12 protein-coding genes are annotated in these 18,562 nt (G+C 61.4%); 1 reads left to right on the top strand and 11 read right to left on the bottom strand.

What is annotated here, in order from left to right:
• Positions 1 to 20: 20 nt before the first annotated feature.
• The gene (amiC, locus tag ACMGGK_RS04020; protein ID WP_004931882.1) at positions 21 to 1,274 is read right to left on the bottom strand and encodes an N-acetylmuramoyl-L-alanine amidase AmiC; all 1,254 of its coding nucleotides are present in this window, start codon (positions 1,272 to 1,274) and stop codon (positions 21 to 23) included.
• A gap of 239 nt (positions 1,275 to 1,513) precedes the next feature.
• Here amiC and argA point away from each other — a divergent pair, with 239 nt between their 5' ends.
• Positions 1,514 to 2,839, top strand: a complete 1,326-nt coding sequence (gene argA / locus ACMGGK_RS04015; protein ID WP_004931881.1) for an amino-acid N-acetyltransferase — start codon at positions 1,514 to 1,516, stop codon at positions 2,837 to 2,839.
• Between the two features lie 38 nt (positions 2,840 to 2,877).
• Here argA and recD read toward each other — a convergent pair whose 3' ends face one another.
• The 10 genes from recD to lgt all read right to left on the bottom strand — a co-directional run bounded on the left by recD (position 2,878) and on the right by lgt (position 18,510).
• Positions 2,878 to 4,728, bottom strand: a complete 1,851-nt coding sequence (gene recD, locus ACMGGK_RS04010; protein ID WP_049300397.1) for an exodeoxyribonuclease V subunit alpha — start codon at positions 4,726 to 4,728, stop codon at positions 2,878 to 2,880.
• Positions 4,725 to 8,276 carry an exodeoxyribonuclease V subunit beta gene (gene recB / locus ACMGGK_RS04005; protein WP_197817766.1) on the bottom strand — a complete coding sequence of 1,184 codons (3,552 nt, stop codon included), beginning with the start codon at positions 8,274 to 8,276 and terminating at the stop codon, positions 4,725 to 4,727. The genes recD and recB overlap by 4 nt, the downstream gene beginning before the upstream one ends.
• Positions 8,273 to 11,161 carry a pitrilysin gene (ptrA, locus tag ACMGGK_RS04000; RefSeq protein WP_060445384.1) on the bottom strand — a complete coding sequence of 963 codons (2,889 nt, stop codon included), beginning with the start codon at positions 11,159 to 11,161 and terminating at the stop codon, positions 8,273 to 8,275. The genes recB and ptrA overlap by 4 nt, the downstream gene beginning before the upstream one ends.
• Positions 11,162 to 11,393: 232 nt before the next feature.
• The gene (gene recC / locus ACMGGK_RS03995) at positions 11,394 to 14,765 is read right to left on the bottom strand and encodes an exodeoxyribonuclease V subunit gamma (RefSeq protein WP_016929913.1); all 3,372 of its coding nucleotides are present in this window, start codon (positions 14,763 to 14,765) and stop codon (positions 11,394 to 11,396) included.
• 31 nt (positions 14,766 to 14,796) lie between these two features.
• A complete protein-coding gene (locus ACMGGK_RS03990; protein WP_049300394.1) occupies positions 14,797 to 15,153 on the bottom strand; it encodes a prepilin-type N-terminal cleavage/methylation domain-containing protein in 357 nt (118 codons plus the stop codon).
• Positions 15,143 to 15,589 carry a YgdB family protein gene (locus ACMGGK_RS03985; protein WP_028127672.1) on the bottom strand — a complete coding sequence of 149 codons (447 nt, stop codon included), beginning with the start codon at positions 15,587 to 15,589 and terminating at the stop codon, positions 15,143 to 15,145. Before ACMGGK_RS03985 ends, ACMGGK_RS03990 begins: the two co-directional genes overlap by 11 nt.
• Positions 15,586 to 16,164: a prepilin peptidase-dependent protein gene (locus ACMGGK_RS03980; protein ID WP_049300393.1), complete on the bottom strand. Its 579-nt coding sequence runs from the start codon at positions 16,162 to 16,164 to the stop codon at positions 15,586 to 15,588. Before ACMGGK_RS03980 ends, ACMGGK_RS03985 begins: the two co-directional genes overlap by 4 nt.
• The gene (locus ACMGGK_RS03975; protein WP_033639503.1) at positions 16,158 to 16,661 is read right to left on the bottom strand and encodes a prepilin peptidase-dependent protein; all 504 of its coding nucleotides are present in this window, start codon (positions 16,659 to 16,661) and stop codon (positions 16,158 to 16,160) included. The genes ACMGGK_RS03980 and ACMGGK_RS03975 overlap by 7 nt, the downstream gene beginning before the upstream one ends.
• A gap of 174 nt (positions 16,662 to 16,835) precedes the next feature.
• Positions 16,836 to 17,630, bottom strand: a complete 795-nt coding sequence (gene thyA / locus ACMGGK_RS03970) for a thymidylate synthase (RefSeq protein WP_016929918.1) — start codon at positions 17,628 to 17,630, stop codon at positions 16,836 to 16,838.
• Between the two features lie 7 nt (positions 17,631 to 17,637).
• Complete coding sequence (gene lgt / locus ACMGGK_RS03965; protein ID WP_049300392.1) at positions 17,638 to 18,510, bottom strand: prolipoprotein diacylglyceryl transferase; 873 nt, start codon at positions 18,508 to 18,510, stop codon at positions 17,638 to 17,640.
• Positions 18,511 to 18,562: the final 52 nt, after the last annotated feature.

The raw sequence follows: 18,562 nt of genomic DNA, 5'->3' as shown, positions 1-18,562 counted from the left end.
ACTCGCGCCCGGCCCTGCTTTTATCGGCTCGCCAGCGCGCCGCCGTTGGCGAAATAAGCCTTGATGCCCGCCAGAATCGATTCCGCCACCTGCTGCTGGAAGTGGCTGGTGCGCAGCTTACGCTCCTCTTCAATGTTGCTGATAAACGCCGTTTCCACCAGGATCGACGGGATATCCGGCGCCTTCAACACCGCAAAACCGGCCTGATCGACACGATTCTTGTGCAACCGGTTGATTTTTCCCATCCGATTCAACACTTCCTTGCCAAACTTCAGGCTGTCGTTGATGGTCGCGGTTTGGATCAGATCGAACATGGTGTGATCGAGATAACGGTCGCCACTCTTGCTGACACCGCCGATTTGGTCCGACGCGTTCTGTGTCTGCGCCAGGAACTTGGCCGCCGAGCTGGTGGCGCCCTTGGTGGACAATGCGAACACCGATGAACCGCGCGCGGCGCGGCTGGTGAAGGCGTCGGCGTGAATCGAAACGAACAGATCGGCGCGCTGCTTGCGCGCCTTGGCGACGCGCACCTTGAGCGGAATAAACACGTCTTCATTGCGCGTCATGAACACTTTCATGTTTGGCTCGCGCTTGATCATGGCGCTCAGCTTGCGGGCAATCTGCAGCACGATGTCTTTCTCGCGCGTCTTGTACTTGCCGATAGCGCCGGGATCTTCGCCGCCGTGGCCGGGATCCAGCATGATGACGATCGGCCGATCGCGCCCCGCTTTGCCGGCCTGCGGCGCTTCCGGCGGCAGCGTGCGCTCCAGATCGCCCTTGTTGTAATCTTCCAGTAACGCCAGTAGCGGATCATACTCCTCACCCCCGCTGCCGCCCTTCGTCGGATAGAGATCCATCACCAGACGGTTGCGATACTCCGGCACCGGCGCCAGCGTGAAAATATGCGGGCTGACGCTTTGTTTGAGCTCCAGCACCAGCCGCACGGTATTCTGATCAAACTGGCCGACGCGCGCCTGCTTGAGATAAGGATCGTCGGCGCGCACCTGCCCGGCGATGCCTTTCAGCACGCTGTTGAGGTGAACACCTTCGATGTCCACCACCACGCGATCGGGATTGGTCAGGGCGAACTGCTTGTATTTCAGTTCGACGTTGGATTCCAGCGTGACGCGGGTATAGGTGGAGGATGGCCAGACGCGCACGGCGATCACGTGCGATGATGCGGCGAAGCCCGTACGACTCACACTCAGCAACCAGCTGGCGGCAACGCCCTGTAATAAACGACGGCGGCCCAGATTGTGATTAGCGTTTGGCATGCGGCTCCGGCAGTAATAGCTGTTTACAACAGATGAAAAAAACACCAATGAAATGGGGATGCCGAAAACTTTAACCAATCATTCCAGCCCTGTCATCAGAAAATCTTTTTATGGTTTTTCAATTTATTAACGATTTAGCGCCCTTAGCGCACGCTTCATGACGATTTCCCACTTGCCATCGGCGCAATAAAAGAATAAAAATACAAAAATATCGTATAAATATGCAAAGAGGTTTGGCCGTGAAGGAACGTAGTACAGAGCTGGTGCAAGGATTCCGTCACTCAGTCCCCTATATCAATGCCCACCGCGGCAAGACGTTCGTCATCATGCTCGGCGGGGAAGCCATCGAACACGAGAATTTCTCCAACATCGTCAACGATATCGGGCTACTGCATAGCCTGGGTATTCGCCTGGTGGTGGTTTATGGCGCACGGCCGCAGATCGACGCCAATCTGGCGCAGCACAACTATGAGCCGATCTACCACAAACACACTCGCGTGACCGACGCCCATACGCTCGAGCTGGTCAAGCAGGCCGCCGGCCTGCTGCAGCTCGACATCACCGCTCGGCTGTCGATGAGCCTCAACAACACGCCACTGCAAGGCGCGCACATTAACGTGGTCAGCGGCAACTTCATCATCGCGCAGCCGCTGGGCGTGGATGACGGCATCGACTACTGCCACAGCGGCCGCATTCGCCGCATCGATGAAGAAGCGATCCACCGCCAGCTCGACAGCAACGCCATCGTGCTGATTGGCCCGGTCGCGGTTTCGGTCACCGGCGAGAGCTTCAACCTGACCTCGGAAGAAGTGGCCACCCAGTTGGCGATCAAGCTGAAGGCGGAAAAAATGATCGGTTTCTGCTCCTCGCAGGGCGTGACCGACGCGGAAGGCAACATCCTTTCCGAGCTGTTCCCCAACGACGCGCAAAAGCGCCTTGAAGAGCTGGAGGAAGGCGGCGATTACCATTCCGGCACCGTGCGTTTCCTGCGCGGCGCGGTGAAAGGCTGCCGCAGCGGCGTGCGCCGCAGCCACCTGATCAGCTACCAGGAAGACGGTGCGCTGGTGCAGGAACTGTTCTCGCGCGACGGCATCGGCACCCAAATCGTAATGGAGAGCGCCGAACAGGTGCGCCGGGCGACAATCAACGACATCGGCGGCATCCTGGAGCTGATCCGGCCGCTCGAGCAGCAGGGCATTCTGGTGCGCCGTTCGCGTGAACAGCTGGAGATGGAGATCGACAAATTCACCATCATCGAACGCGATAACCTGACCATCGCCTGTGCGGCGCTGTACCCGTTCCTGGAGGAAAAAATCGGTGAGATGGCCTGCGTGGCGGTACATCCCGATTACCGCAGCTCTTCGCGCGGCGAGATGCTGCTGCAGCGGGTAGAAAACCAGGCGCGACAGATGGGGCTGAAGAAGCTGTTCGTGCTGACCACCCGCAGCATCCACTGGTTCCAGGAACGTGGCTTTACCCCGGCGGAGGTCGACGTGCTGCCGATGCAGAAACAGGCGTTGTACAACTACCAGCGCCGCTCCAAAATTCTGCTGGCGGATCTGTAATCCCAGTGGGCGCGGCCGTTGCCGCGCCCCTTCATCGTTTATTCCGTTGCCTGCAACCGTTCAGCCAATCCGCTGCGGCGCTGGGTCGGCGTGCGAATGGCCCGCAGCAACACCGCCTCCGTGGCATACAGCGAGAGCTGCTTACGCGCGCGAGTGATCGCGGTATAGACCAATTCACGCGTCAGCACCGGTAGGAAGTGATTCGGCAACACCAGAACCGTATGGTCAAATTCCGATCCCTGAGATTTGTGCACCGTCATGGCATAGGCGGTTTCATGCGCCGGCAAACGGCTCGGCTGCACCGACTTGATGCTTCCATCCGGCAATTGGAAATGCACGCGCAGATCGCCGCGCTCATCCGGCAGCGTAATGCCGATATCCCCATTGAATAGCCCCAGCGCGCTGTCGTTGCGGCCGATCATCACCGGCCGCCCCCGATACCAACGGCCGAGCACGCCCGGTTTACGGTCGATCAGACCGGCGCGCTGCAACCCGATCTCAATGCGCTCGTTCAGGCCGGCGACGCCAAACGGCCCTTCACGCAGCGCGCACAGCACCTGGAAACGGCCAAAGGCCGCCAGCACCGCCGCCGCGTCTGCGCCTTCGGCGGTCAGCCGCAAATAGTCGCGATAGCCCGCCACGCAGGCATCCAACAGCGTCTGATACTCTTCGCTCGTCGCCAACGCATAACCCATGACATCGCCGAAACTGCCGTTTAGTGCCGCCAGCGCGTGATCCCCCGCTCCGGCGTTGACCGCCAACGCCAGTTGACCGATGCCGGAACGGGCGTCGAAGCGATAGCTCTTGCGCAGCAGGCACAGGCTGTCGCGCACCGCCGCTTCCGCAACGGCCAGCTGTCCTTCGATCGAACAGCCGGTCAGGCGGCTCAGCTCTGCAGCGCGCGCATCGCTGTATCCCTGCTCGGCAAAACGGCAAATATCCCCCAGCACCGCGCCGGCCTCCACCGAGGCCAGCTGATCGCGGTCGCCAAGGAAAATCACCCGGGCCCGATCGGGCAACGCGGCAATCAGGCGCGCCATCATCGGCAGATCGACCATCGAGGCCTCATCCACCACCAGCACATCCAAATGCAGCCGGTTGCCGCGGTGATAGCGCATGCGCTGACTGTTCGGTTGCGCCCCCAACAGGCGGTGCAACGTCGCCGCCTCCGTCGGGAACAGCGCCTGCTGCGCCGGGGTCAACGCCAGCTGACGGCTGGCGCTGCCAAGCGACTCCGTCAGGCGCGCCGCCGCCTTCCCAGTCGGCGCCGCCAGCTGAATGCGCAAGCGCGCGCTTTCATCCAACTGCACCAGCGCCGCCAACAGCTTGGCGACGGTGGTGGTTTTACCGGTGCCCGGCCCGCCGGAAATGACCGCAATGCGCCGCGTGGCGGCCACCGCGGCGGCGATCTTCTGCCAATCGGGTTCATCGCTCGCCGAGCCGAACAAACGGTCAAGAATAGTGCGCAGTTCAGCCTCCGGCACCGCCAGCGAGTCGCCTTCGCCGCCGATAAACGCCGCCACTTCACCTTCGTTTTGCCACATGCGCTGCAGATACAAGCGCGGCCCGCGCAGCACCAGCGGCGTAGCCTCGCTGCCGTCCCCGACCGCCGCGCTGGCCGCCAGGCGCTGCTGCCAACGCACGCCATCCGGCCGCCCGGCCGCCTCCCACACCGCCAGCGCCAGCGCCGGTTGGCGCCCTTCAAACAGCGTATCCGCCTGCAGCTGCTCCAGCATCAGGCAGACGTGACCGGCCCCCGCCTCTGCGCTCAGGCAGGCGGCGGCCAGCAAAATATCGGGCTCGTCTTCGTTCGCCACCACGCGGGCGAACTGCACGTCCAGCGGGCGCAACACGCCAAGCGCCACCGCCTGCTCCAGCAGTGCGATCATGATCCATCCTCCGTCGCAGCAGCCTCGCCGCTGAACAAACGATCCATCCCCGCCACCAGCTCAAACTCGGGAAGACAGGTGAAAATGCCGTTGCCCGGGTGCGCCGCATCCACGCCGCGCAGGAACAGATAAATCACCCCGCCGAAATGGCGCCGGTAATCGTAATCCGGCAGCCGATGACGCAGATAACGGTGCAGCGCCAGCGTATACAGCTGATATTGCAGATCGTAACGATGCTCCGCCATCGCCTGCTCCATCGCCGGCCGGGTATAGGCGCTGCTGTCTTCTCCCAACCAGTTGGACTTGTAGTCCAGCAGGTAGTATTTGCCCTGCCAACAGAACACCAGGTCGATAAAGCCTTTCAGCATGCCTTGCACCTGATGGAAATCCAGCGCCGGACAGCGGGCGGAAAGCGGATCGTAACGCTTCACCAGGGCATCGAGCTCCTTCGCCTGCAACAGCCGGTTGATCGGCAAATAGAACTGCAGCTCGGCCTGCTTGTGCTGCGGCGTTAGCGCCGCCAGCGTCACGCCGCTGTCGGCGAGCGGCGTGTTGAGCAATACCTGCATCCACGCCAGCAAAATCGGCTGCCAGTGTTCGGCAAATCCTTGCTGTTGCAGCTGTGCCAGCAGCCACTGTTCATCCAACGGCTGGGTGAAGTCCAGCGTTTCGAACAGGCTGTGCAAGAAGGTGCCGGGCGCCGCGCCGCGCGGGAAGGTATGCGGTGTGAGCGCTGGCTCACTCTCCTCACTCCGCTCGCCCGCCGCGTCGACATCCAGACGCGGCAGCAGATCCTGCATCAGGCTCGCGCCGTGCTGTTGCAAACCGGTATAGCTGGTCACCCGCCAAAAATCCTGGATCCGCCGGGTAAAGCTTTTCGCCGCCAGCGCTTCGGCCAGTGCCGCCTGGGGTTGCCAGGGTTTTTCGTCCGGCGGTTCAACCAGCGACAGTGCGATACCCCCGCCCGCCAATTGCTGCAGACGTTCCTGCAGATACACGGCGTCGCCGGCCTGCCCGCCCTGCACCAGATAACCCAATGCGCTGCGGTGCAGATCGGTATCGCCCTGTTTCTTGCGCGTGCCCTGGAACAGCGGCGCGATGCCGATGCTGCAGTGGTACACCGAGCGGGTCAGCGCCACGTACAGCAGACGCAGATCTTCCGCCAACCGCTCCTCCTCCGCCCAGGCCTGGCTCTCTTCATTGGCGTCGAGATCCAGCAACGCCTGGAAACTGTGGCGATCGTGATACAGCGCCTGTTGCTGCTGGCGGAAGTTGCCGATGAATGGCAACCACACCAGATCGAACTCCAGCCCCTTGGATTTGTGGATCGTGATCACCTGCACCAGATGCCGGTCGCTCTCCAGCCGCAGCTGCTGATTATCGGACTGACGATTGGGCTGGGCGATCTGCTGCGCCAGCCAGCGCACCAGCGCATGCTCGCTGTCGAGCTGCGCCGCCGCCTCTTGCAACAGTTCCCCCAGATGCAGCACGTCGGTCAAGCGACGCTCGCCGCCGACGCTGGCCAACAGGTTCTCCGCCAGCTGGCGCGCTTTCATCACCTCGCTCAGCATCGGCAACACGCCGCGGCGCAGCCAGAGCGTGCGGTAATTGTCGAACTCGTTAACCAGCGCGTCCCAGGCGCGCTCATCGCGGCTCAGGCCGTCCAGCGTCGGCGCGTCCAACCCCATCAGCCCGGTGGCCATGGCGCTGCGCAGCGTGCGCTCCTGCTCCGGCGCCAACACCGCCTGCAGTAACCACAGCATGTCTTTGGCCTCCGGGGTGTCAAACACGCTGTCGCGGTTGGACAGGTAGACCGACGGAATAGACAGCGCGCTCAGCGCATCGCGCACCAACGCCGCCTCATTGCGGCTGCGCACCAGCACCGTGATATCGGAGGCTTGTACCGGCCGTGACGCCTTGCCGCTCTGCAGCCGCGCCTGGCCCTGCTGCCCGGCGCTGAGCCAGTCGCGAATTTGCGTGGCGCACAGGCGCGCCATCAGCTGTTGGTAATCACTTACACCCGCGCCTTCTCCCTGCTGCAGCCAGAACTGCATCGCTGGCTGCGGCTTGCCGTGCAATTCAAACGCCAGCCCTTGGTTCTTTTCCGCCGCGTTAACTTCAATAAAGGGGATTTGGCCGAACAGGAAAGGCTTTTCTACCTGAGAAAACAGGTGATTGACGCTGGCGACCATCGACGGCGACGAGCGCCAGTTGGTCTCCAGCGTATAGTGGGCGCTCACCTCTGAACGCGCGCGCATGTAGGTAAAGATGTCGGCGCCGCGAAAGGCGTAAATCGCCTGCTTGGGATCGCCGATCAACAGCAGGCCGCAATCAGGCCGGCCGACGTAAAGTTTTTGGAAAATACGGTATTGCTGCGGATCGGTATCCTGGAATTCATCGATCATCGCCACCGGGTATCGCTGGCGGATCGCCTGCGCCAGCTGTTCGCCGCCGCCGCTTTGCAGGGCGCCGTCCAGCCGGCTGAGCAGGTCATCAAATCCCAGTTCGGCGCGCTGGCGCTTTTCCTGCTGAATGGAGGTGCGGATCTCGCTGAGCGCACGCGCCATGATCAGGTCGCGCAGCGTCAAGGGTTCAGCGAACAACTCATCTATCGCCGTGAACAGCGTATGCCGCGGCGGCTCACCTTTCTTGGTCTTCTCCAGCAGCACCGACTGGCGAAATTTATCCAGTTCCTTCGGCAACTGGTAGTCCTGAGTCTCCTGCCCGCTCCATTCGCCGACCTTGTTCAGCCAGTTCGGCAGGTGTTTACTGCTGTAGCTGCGCTTATCGACGCCGGACTGAGCGATCAACGCTTCCAGATCGCCCGCCTCCGCCCGCCATTGCGCCTTGATGGCGTCGATGCGCGCGACGATCTGCTCGTGGCGCATCAGGACGGTTTCTTCATCCTTCGGCGGCCGACGCAGCGCCGGCGCTTCACCGTGCAGATAGCCGGAGAGATCGGCCAGCAACGCTTCCGGGCCGCTCCACTCCTGGCTGACCGCACGCGCCACGCCCAGCGGCAACGGATAGCAGTGGCGACGCCAGAAATCGGCGCAGGCCTGCCGCCGCAGCGGCAGCTCGTCCTGCACCAGCGTTTGTTCAAACAGCATGCCGGACTCGAAGGCGTTGTGCGTCAGCATTCGTTGGCAAAAGCCGTGAATGGTGTAGATCGCCGCTTCGTCCATCTGCCGCTCCGCCGCCAGCAGCTGCGAGGCGGCGTCGGTCAAATCGTCAATTTCAGCCATCAGCGCCGAAAACAGCGGGTTGGCGCTGACACCGCGCACGCAGGCGATGCGTAATCCGTGAATATTGTCGCGGATACGCCCGCGCAGCTCCTCGGTGGCGGCCTCGGTAAAGGTCACCACCAGGATTTCTTCGACCGTCAGCGGGCGGGGAAACGCTGCTTCACCGCCCAACCCCAGCAGCAAACGCAGGTACAGCGCGCCGATGGTAAAAGTTTTGCCGGTGCCCGCCGACGCTTCTATCAGGCGTTCGCCGAACAGCGGCAGCGACAGAGGCTCCAACCTCTGCGGGGCAATTTCCGTCATGGCGTCGCCACTTTACGCGGCAAAATCTGCTGCAATGCCGACGCGTTCGGATAGGTGACCCAGTCCTTAGGCGCCGCGTAATCCGCCTTGTCTTGCCCGCTGCCGCTGACCTGCGACAGCACCGCCAGCCCCTGTGGCTGGATCACCGCCTGGTGGAAATAATCCGCCAGTTTGGCCGGCGTCAGCTGTTGCACCTGCGCGATCAGCTTCTGACGGGTATCAAAGGCGAAGTTGCCGCGATCGAAATCGTTGGCGAACCGGCTGGCCTCCTCGCTCAGGGTTTGCGGCCGCTGTTTCAGCTCATTGATCAGCGCCTGTTTGTACTGTTCAAAGTCCGCCTCGCTCATGTCGCGCAGGCGTTTCTCGGTTTTCGGGTAGAAATCCTGATAGCGCTGGTACAGGTAGGCCGGCTGTTTGCTGTTGCTCTGCAACAGGAAGCCCACGCCCCACTGGCGCCCTACCGACATCGGGAAGGCGAAGACCGCGTACCCCAATTGCTCCTGCGTGCGCAGCTGGCTGTAAAACCACGGCTGAATAATCTGCCCCAGCAGCGAACTGTAGGCCATGCCGGTCACTTCGTCGTAGCCGGTCGGCACATAAACCGCCGCCAGCGCCGAGTCAGTACTGCTGCCCACCTGTTGCAGGTTGGCCAGATGATTCTTGTCCACCACCACGTCTTCGCCGTGCCACCATTCGCTACCGGTACAGCCCAGACGATGTTTTAACGTCGACGCCAACGTGTCGACCTGCTGCTTGCTCATGTTGCCCACTACCAGCAGCTCCGGCGTGGCCTCGGCCAGCAGGCTGTCGCGATAGGCCAGCACGTCTTTCAGCGTTAACGTCTTCAGCACCTCGCGGCGCTCGCTGCGTTCGGAATACGGCACGCGGGAAACCATCTGCACCGGCTGAATGGCCAGCTCAAACGCCTTGCCCTTCTCGGCGGCGTCCAACTGCTCCAGATACCAGGATTTGGCTTGCGCCAACTGATCTTCCGTCGGCGTGAAGCTGGAATAACCCTCGATCAGCGCCGTCAGCAACTGCGGCAAACGCTGGGTGAAGCCGTTGGCGTTAAACATCAGACCGTTGTTCGGCGAGGTCGAGAAGCTCAACCCGCCGACCGACGCCTGATAGCTCAACTGATCCAGCGCGAGGCCGGCCAGATAATCCGTCAGCGAGAACAGCACCTGATTGCGCGCGGAATCCATGGTTTTGGCGTTGCGGAAAGCGACGGTGACGTCGGCCTTCGGCTCGTCGGCGAAGTAACGACTCGGCATGTACAGCACGCGCAGGCCGGGTTTATCCACCACCCTTTCCGGTTTTTTGAACTCGTGCGATGGCTTGGTCAGGGTAAAGTCATCCGGGATGTACGGGTTGAGCGCCGGCAGCGACAGGGAAATGCCGCTCTCCAACTGCTGCCACTGCGTAAAGCGCTGCGGCGTGATTTTGTCGACCTGGTAAGGCGCGTTGACGAAATAGGCCGTCTTATTGTGCGGTTCATCCGGGCTGACGAACCAGATGCGCGCGTTTTGCGGCGTCATGGCGTCCAGGCGTTCGGCGATCGCCTTAGGATCATAACGGTCGGCCAGATAAGGCGCGTCCAGCGCATGCTCAACCGGAACGCGCAGCATGGTGTCCACCAGCCATTCGATATAGTCCATGTCGCGCGTGATCGACGGATAACGGAAGTCCAGGTTCAGAACATGCGAGATTTCATCGAAGTAGCTCTGCTTGATGCCTTCGCTGCGCAGCATTTTCAGGTAGTTGAAAATGGCGGCGACGACTTGGTCGCGCTGGGCCAGGCCTTTGTCGGTCAGCGAGACGCTGATAGCGAAGACGCCGCCGTTGCGATCCACCATCGGATCGGCGCCGGCATTGATGGCGTCCGCCAGCCCCTGCTTCTGCAACCAGTCAGACAAGGTGTTTTTGCTGCGGTTGCCGATCAGGTAGCTGATGTAGGTATCGGTTTTGCTGCGAAACGCGGCGCTGTTGTTATCGATGCGGAACTCGACCTTCAGCTGCTTGCGCGGCTGCGCCGGCACATAGTGAATGATGATGCCCTGCTGTTCCGGCGTCACGGCCGGCACGGTGATCGGCGGCACGCTGGCGTCATGATTCGGCACGCGGCCAAAGGTTTTCGCCGCAATGTCAGCCAGCTGCGGCAGCGGCTGATTGCCGTACAAAACGCCCATCATCAGATTGGCGGAATAGTAGCGCTTATAGAAGCCGGTCAGTTCATCGTGCAACTTGCTGTCCGGCTTGTCTTTCAACGTATCGAGATTGCCGCCGGAGAAGCGCGCGCTCGGGTGCGCCGGGTTAAGGGTTTCCGCGCCGACCTGCGCCATGCGCATGCCGTCGCGCGAACGCGCCATCGTCAACTCGGCGTTCACCGCATTGCGCTCGCGATCGGCATTGCCCGGATCCAGCAGCGGCTCGGCAATAGCGTCGGCCATGCGGTCGACCGCCGGCTCCAGCGCGTCATTTTCCACTTCCAGATAGAAGGCGGTGCGATAAGAGGCCGTGCTGGCGTTGTGGCTGCCGCCGTGCTTTTTCAGGAATTCGGACAGGTTTTCCGGCTCTGGATAGCGTTTGGAGCCCATCAGCACCATATGTTCCAGATAGTGCGCCAATCCCAGTTGGCTGTTCGGATCTTCGAGCGATCCAACCGGCAATGCCAGCGCCGCCAGCGATTTCGGCGCCTGGGCATCAGACACCAGCAACACCGTCATGCCATTAGCCAACTTGATCGCTTCATACTGACGCGGATCGTGTTCGCTCTTGTTGATCTTCTCCGTCAGCGGTTGCCATCCTTGCGCGGCCCAACTCAACGGTGCCCAACACATAGCCAATAGTACCAGCCCGGTGATACGGACCAACTGTCTGCGCATATCCAAAATAAACCCCTATTCTGACGTCGCTACGCCCACTCCCTGACGTTGGCGACGTGCATCAAAACCACATAACCAAATCTGTACTCGCCGGGATCTTCGCCAATGTGGCGGCCCGAAACACGGCGGGTATATGCCTGTACGTTATGTAAGACCGGGAATCACCCCAATGGTTGAATATAACCTTCGTTATTTTTACCACCTCCCGCCGTACAGCACCACCGGGGGATTGTTACCCCAGGTTATGTCGCGCCACCGGCAGCAGATAACGCTCTGTTTCGGCCAGTATTTGCGCTAAGTATTCATTATCCAATTGGCGGAATACTCGCTGCACGTAGGGATCTTCCCCTTCTCCGGGAATGCGCTGATCGCCCTGCCAAGCCTGCAGCAATTTGGCGCGTGCCTTAATTTGCGCTTCTTCCTCCCAGTCGATTTGCTGCGTTTCCGGCTGATAGCACTGACTCAGCCACGCCCAGCCGCTCTTGTTCAGCAACAGCAGCGGCTGACACAAACCGCGCTGATAGCCCGCCAGCAGTTCCGCCAGCTGCGCCTGCGCCTCTTCAGGCGCCAGCGCGGCAAAGCGCCAGGCGGAGTTCTTGCGACCGTAGATGCGGCTCTCGCCGGTGCCGCCGGCGCAGCAGTACACCAGGTGCTCCAGCCACAGCAATATGCCGTCCACCGCCGACAACGTGGCGGGCCGCCAGCGCAACAGGCCGTCATCCTGCACCTGATGCAGCCAGCCGCTGAGACGTACGCCGGCGATATCGATATCCAGCTCCAGGCTATGGCTCTCTGCGCGTTCCGCACGCACCTGCTCGGCCAGTTCGCTCATCTCTTCCTGCTGCTTTTGCCAATAGATCTCGCCGAAGGCGCCATAGGGCAAGCCGCCGGCGGCACGCACCCGTTGGAACAAACGTTCGGGATCGTCGCCGTCGATCAGGGTATTCAGCAGTTGGCTGTTGAACTGGTAGCGGCTGAGGTTATCCAGCGTGAAGGGCTCTTCGTCCGGCAGCTCAGTCTCTTCCAGGATAAAACTGACGCCCAGCCGCAGCTGGAAGAAGGCGCGGATAGGATGGCGGTAAAACCGCAGCAGCTCATCCAACGATATTTGCTGCAGCGCTTCGGCGGGCAGCGGTTGGTTGAAGGCCGGGTGCGCCGCACCGCGACCATCGGCGGCAGGCAGCCACTCGGCGGCATAACTTTGCTCCTCCGAGCCCGGCAAGAAATTCTCGGCGGCGAACGGCATGCGCGCGTGCCACTTAAGCAAATGCTCACCAACCCGCCGAGCACTGTCGTCTGCGCTGAGCTCTTCATCTCCCGGCAGGCAATAGCTTTGTTCCAGGTACTCCAGCAGCTCGGTGACCAGCACCGAAGGGTAGCGCGGGCTGTTGTCCTGGATGGAACGGCCGATGAAACTGATATACAGCCGCTGTTGCGCGGACAAAATCGCTTCCAGGAACAGATAGCGGTCGTCATCGCGCCGGCTGCGGTCGCCGCGTTTGACCTGCTGCGCCATCAGATCGAAACCCAGCGGCGGCAGCGTGCGCGGATACACGCCGTCGTTCATGCCCAGCAGGCACACCACCTTGAACGGAATGGAGCGCATCGGCATCAGCGTGCAGAAGTTGATTTGCCCGGCAAGGAAGCGCTGGCTGATGCGCTCCTGATCGAGACGCGCCGCCAGATCGTCGCGCAGAATGGTCAACGGCACCTCATCGGGATAGCGCGCCGCCAGGCCAAAATTGATGGCCTGCTGCCACTGCTGCTCGATCAATGCCAGCACCACTTCGGTGTCGCTCTCCGCTTCGAAGAAGGCATCCAGCAGTTGCCGGCACAGCGGTAGCCACGCCTCGAGCGGGCGCGCTTCGCTCAAAATTTGCCGCCAGTGGCTGAGCTGCGCCAGCAGGTCTGCCAACTGCCCCGCCAGTTCGGCGACCAACCCGCTCGATTCGTCGTAAGGTAAAATGCCCTGCCAATCGCCGGCATTGCTGTCCATCGCGTAGCCGAGCAGCATGCGCGTAATACCGAAGCGCCAGGTATGCTGGCCGGTGGCGGGCAGATCCAGTTCGCGCACGTTATCGTCGTCCAGGCCCCAGCGCACGCCGGATTCACCGACCCAGTGGCGCAACAGACGCAGCCCCTCTTCGCCAATGGCGAAACGGGCGGCCAGGGCAGGCACCTCCAGCAGCGCCAGCACCTGTTCCGAGGTAAAGCGGCTTTGCGGCAGATCGAGCAGTGAAATGAACGCCTGCAGCGCCGGATGCGCCTGCCGCGCTTTGCGGTCAGAAATGGCGAACGGCAGGTAGCGCTCGGCGGGGGCATTGCCGAACACCGCCTGAATATAAGGCGTGTAGCTGTCGATATCCGCCACCATCACGATGATATCGCGCGGCGTCAACGCGGGATCCTGCGCCAGCATGGTCAGCAGTTGATCGTGCAGCACCTCCACTTCCCGCTGCGGGCTGTGGCAGGCGTGCAGGCTGAGGGAGCGGTCGTTCTCATCAAGCGGGCGTTTGCTGAAGCTGCTTTCCAGCGTTTCCGCGGTAATACCGATCACCGCATGATCTTCCAACTCCAGCATGTCGCGCTGAACGGCGTGCAGCATGGTATCCGCCGGGATATCGACAAAGGCGTCGACCTCTTGCGCCCCTTCCATCTGCGACAGCAAATAGAGGTGATCGCGCCCCAGCTTGCCCCAAGAGGCCAGCAGCGGGTTGCTGAGTTGCTGCTGCCCTTCGGCGTCAAACAGGCGCGCCGCGTCGGCCGGCTCGCGAAACAGCCCTTGCTCGCGAGCCTGGTGGTAATGACGACGCTTGCGGCTCTGCAAGCGGGCCAGGAAAGCATAATCCTGAATGTCGCCCCAATAGTAGCGACAAGGGTTGGTGAACATCAGGTGGATGTCGATATGCCGCCCCAGCGCCTGCAACGCTTCCAGATAGACCGGCGGCAACGCCGAGATGCCGCAGATAAACACCCGCGGCGGCAAACCGGGCGGGCACGCTGTTGCCTGCTCGAGCGCGTGGATAAAGCGGCTGTACAGATTGGCGCGGTGCCATTCCGGCTGCCCCAATTCGCGCGTGTACTCCACCAGCCGCGCCCAGAGCGGCGCCTGCCACTGCTGAGCCTCGGGCAGACCGTCGATGCGCTCGCCGCGCTGCCAGCTCTCCAGCCACTGCGGGCGATAAACCAAATACTGGTCGAACAGGTCGGCAACCCGGCCGGCCAATTGGTGGATTTTGCGCTTGTCGCCGTCATCGGTGAGATAGTGCTGCAGTGGCGCAAATGCCGGCTGAGTCAGCATCTCCGGCAACAACCACATCAGCTTCCAGGTCATGGCATCCTTGCTGAAGGCGCTCTCTTTCGGAATATCCGGCAACACCCGGGTGAACATGTCCCAAATGAAGGTCGCCGGCAGCGGAAACGCGACATTGGCTGCGATACCGAACTGTTCCGCCAGCTGCATCTGCAGCCATTGCGCCATGCCGGGGCTTTGCACCAGCACCACCTCCTGTTGAAAAGGATCGGTCAACGGATCTCTGGCTATCAGCGCGCTGGTCAGCGTTTTCAACAAATCCAGCTGATTGGAATGATAAACAGTGAACATGAAGACTCCTTTAAAACAAAAGACATACGGCTCAAAAACGGGCGCAATACCAGCGGCTCAGCGTTGCCCACTGCCGCTGCGGCGTTTGGATCCTGACCGTCAATCGGCGACAATCGCTCCCCGCATCGTCAAGTGCCGTCTCGCGCCGCCACCCTTCCGGCAGCGGTTCAGCCTCGAGCCGGCCGATGACGGCGAACGCCTCCAACTGCTGGTGCGCCAGCCCCCAGGCTTGCCGGTAGTGCCACTGGCGCTGGAACGACTGCAACAGCACCTGATGATACTGTAACAAGCCAAGCAGCGACACCGAGAACAGCAAGGCCGCCACCAACACTTCCGGCAGACTGAAGCCGTTGCGGGATATCCACGCTGCCCGAGCGTTAGCCTTCACAGTCGGCCAACCTTTTCTCGGGACAAAAATCCAGCCGACCGCCCGGCTGTGCTTGCAACTTGCCAGCAGCCTCCGCGCCGTTAAAGGTGCCCCATTGATACAGCCATACCGGTTCACCGCCGCGCATCTCACCAAGGCCGCGAACCGTCACCACTCCCGCTCTGGCTGACAGCCGAGCGCAAGCCGTCAGTTCCACGCGCTGCCTGCATAGCCAGGCCGCTGCACTCAGCTCGGCGCGCGGCCAACGCTGGCTCATGCCCCAACTCAGCGCCGAAGCGGCCTGATTGTAAGCCTGAAGGTAACGCTGCTGATCGGCGGCCAGTAACAGCGCGTTATCCAATTGCCGCTGTTGAGCATTGAGCAACATCAGCCCCAGCGCCAGCAGCAACATCACCGCCGCCAGGGTGCTACCACCTCGCTGGGTTCGCCGCTTCATGGCAGCGCCGCCATTTCGACGCTCCCGCTCAGGCTGCGCCTGATACGCGTATCGCTGGCGGAGCGCCCCGTCAGCGTCAGGCGAGCCAATGCCGCGCCGTGATCGCCCCGCTCTATCGCCACATGAAACCGCTCAATGCGCACTTCGTCATGATCGAGTAGCCGCTCCCAGCCACCGCCCTCGCATTGGCTCACGCCGCGCTGCCCTTCCAAGCCGCCATTACGTAGTCGATAACCGAAATAGCCTGCATCCTCACCCGAAGTGAGCCATTGCCCGCTGCGAGCAATGTCGTAGGCAACGATAACGCAGCTGCCAGCCGTTTCCCCCGATGCCTGGCCTATCAGCAGCGGCCGGCCGGCGCATTGCCCGGCGCAAAAACCGGCGCGGCGCAGATCTTTCTCAATGCCGAACGCCAACTGTCGCAGCGTTGACTCCAGCCGAAAGTGCTGACCGACGGCCACGTTCTGCTGGCGTAACACCGGGTAAGTTTTCGCCGCGCCGAGCGCGATCACGCTGCCGAACACCAGCGCCAACATCACCTCCGGCAAGGTAAAACCGCGTTCGACAGTCAGCATGGCGCGATCCCCCTTATCCGGAGCCCTTCGCTGCACAAACGCAGCCGCCCACGGGCGGACAGCACCAGCCGCAGGCTGCCTGCGTCGTTGCTGAGAAGGATGTGCCCCGCCTGCGCAGTATTGCGCAAACCATAAAACCCAATCTCTTTGCCGGAGTAGCCACTCAGCACAACGTCGCGATAAGGCGGCAAGAAAACGGAGCCTTCGGCGGAAACGCAATCCGTCGGTGGCACACCGCCGCCCAGGCACCAGGGCGTGCCATTCTTGAACCACAGCAGCGCCGTGCGGTTACGCCAGTTGGCGTCCGCCTGTAATCGCAGCAAAAACGCCAGCAGTTGTTGGGCCGTGTGTTCCAGCCGCAGCGCTTGCTGATGATAGCGCCATTGCCCGACGCCCCAGCCGGTGAGCATGGCGGCGATCAGGATCGCCGCCATTAGCTCAATCAGCGTCATGCCCCGTTGGCGATCATCGATGTTCGAGAGAGTATTGTCGTTCATGCCGCCAGTGTAAGGGCCGTAACAACGCGGTAAAGCCGCATGCGCAAGCGCTGCGGCAAGCTGCGCAATGTTTTCTCTACGATGGCAGACGGCGACAAAAAAATGCGGTGCGGTACGCAATGCGGATAAAAAAAGGGGCGCAATCGCTGCGCCCCTGGTGTGATGCGGTTAAGGTCAGATCGCGACCGGCGCCTTGATGGCCGGGTGCGGATCGTAACCTTCGATCTCGAAGTCTTCGAAACGGTAATCGAACAGTGAAGCCGGTTTGCGTTTGATCACCAGTTTCGGCAACGGACGCGGTTCACGCGTCAGCTGCAGCTGAGTCTGTTCCATGTGGTTGCTGTACAGGTGGGTATCGCCGCCGGTCCAGACGAAGTCGCCCACTTCCAGATCGCACTGCTGCGCCATCATGTGCACCAACAGCGCGTAGCTGGCGATGTTGAACGGCAGGCCGAGGAAAACGTCGCAGGAACGCTGGTACAGCTGGCAAGAGAGCTTGCCGTCCGCCACGTAGAACTGGAAGAACGCGTGGCACGGCGCCAACGCCATCTGATCCAGCTCGCCGACGTTCCAGGCGGAAACAATGATGCGACGCGAATCCGGATCTTGCTTCAGCTGTTGGAGCACGTTGCTCAGCTGATCGATCTGACGGCCGTCCGCTGCGCCCCAGGCGCGCCACTGTTTGCCGTACACCGGGCCGAGATCGCCGTTTTCATCGGCCCACTCGTCCCAAATGGTGACCTTGTTGTCACGCAGGTAGGCGATGTTGGTATCGCCGTTCAGGAACCATAACAGCTCATGAATGATCGAACGCAGATGACATTTCTTGGTGGTCACCAACGGGAAACCTTCCTGCAAGTTGAAACGCATCTGGTGGCCGAAAATCGACAATGTGCCAGTGCCGGTACGGTCGGCTTTAGGGGTGCCCTCGGCGAGCACCTTATTCATCAAATCCAGATACTGTTTCATTTGTTCCTCACGACAGTTGTTGCTGTGGGCGACGACGGTACGCCCAAATCATCATAATAATACCGGCCACCACCATCGGGATGGACAGGATCTGCCCCATGCTGATCACGCCGTCGAACAGGCCGAGCTGGGCATCCGGCTGGCGGAACGCTTCAACGATGATGCGGAATGCGCCATACCCGATCAGGAACAGGCCTGATACGGCGCCCATCGGCCGCGGCTTGCGAATAAACAGGTTCAGAATGATAAACAGCACCACGCCTTCCAGCAGCAGTTCATACAGCTGCGACGGGTGGCGCGGCAGTACGCCGTACTGATTCAGCAACGGCAGCAGAGAGGGATCGGCGGTGGCGAGGGCCACGTCTTCGCTGCGCGAACTTGGGAACAACATCGCCCAAGGGGTATCGGTGGTCACGCGGCCCCACAGTTCGCCGTTGATAAAGTTGCCGAGGCGGCCGGCGCCCAGGCCGAATGGGATCAATGGCGCGATAAAATCGGAAACCTGGAAGAAGGTGCGTTTGGTGCGGCGAGCGAACCAGAACATCACCAGAATCACCCCCATCAAGCCGCCGTGGAACGACATGCCGCCATCCCAGACCTTGAACAGATAGAGCGGGTTATCCAGGAACAGCGGCAGGTTGTAGAACAGCACATAGCCGACGCGGCCGCCGACGAATACGCCCAGGAAGCCGGCGTAGAGCAGGTTTTCCACTTCGTCTTTGGTCCAGCCGCTGCCCGGCTTGTTGGCGCGACGCACCGCCAGCCACATGGCAAAAACGAAGCCGACCAGGTACATCAGGCCGTACCAATGCAGAGAAACCGGGCCAATGGAGAAAATGACCGGATCAAATTTAGGAAACGCCAGATAGCTATTGCTCATCTATCACCACAACATGTCTGTTATTTTTCCCCATGCGGGGGCGGCAGGTGCC

Source organism: Serratia sp. BNK-33-b (assembly GCF_048684565.1).
GTDB lineage: Bacteria > Pseudomonadota > Gammaproteobacteria > Enterobacterales > Enterobacteriaceae > Serratia > Serratia marcescens.
Note: the sequence above shows the minus strand (reverse complement) of the source record. Positions and strands in the feature narration are given on the sequence as shown.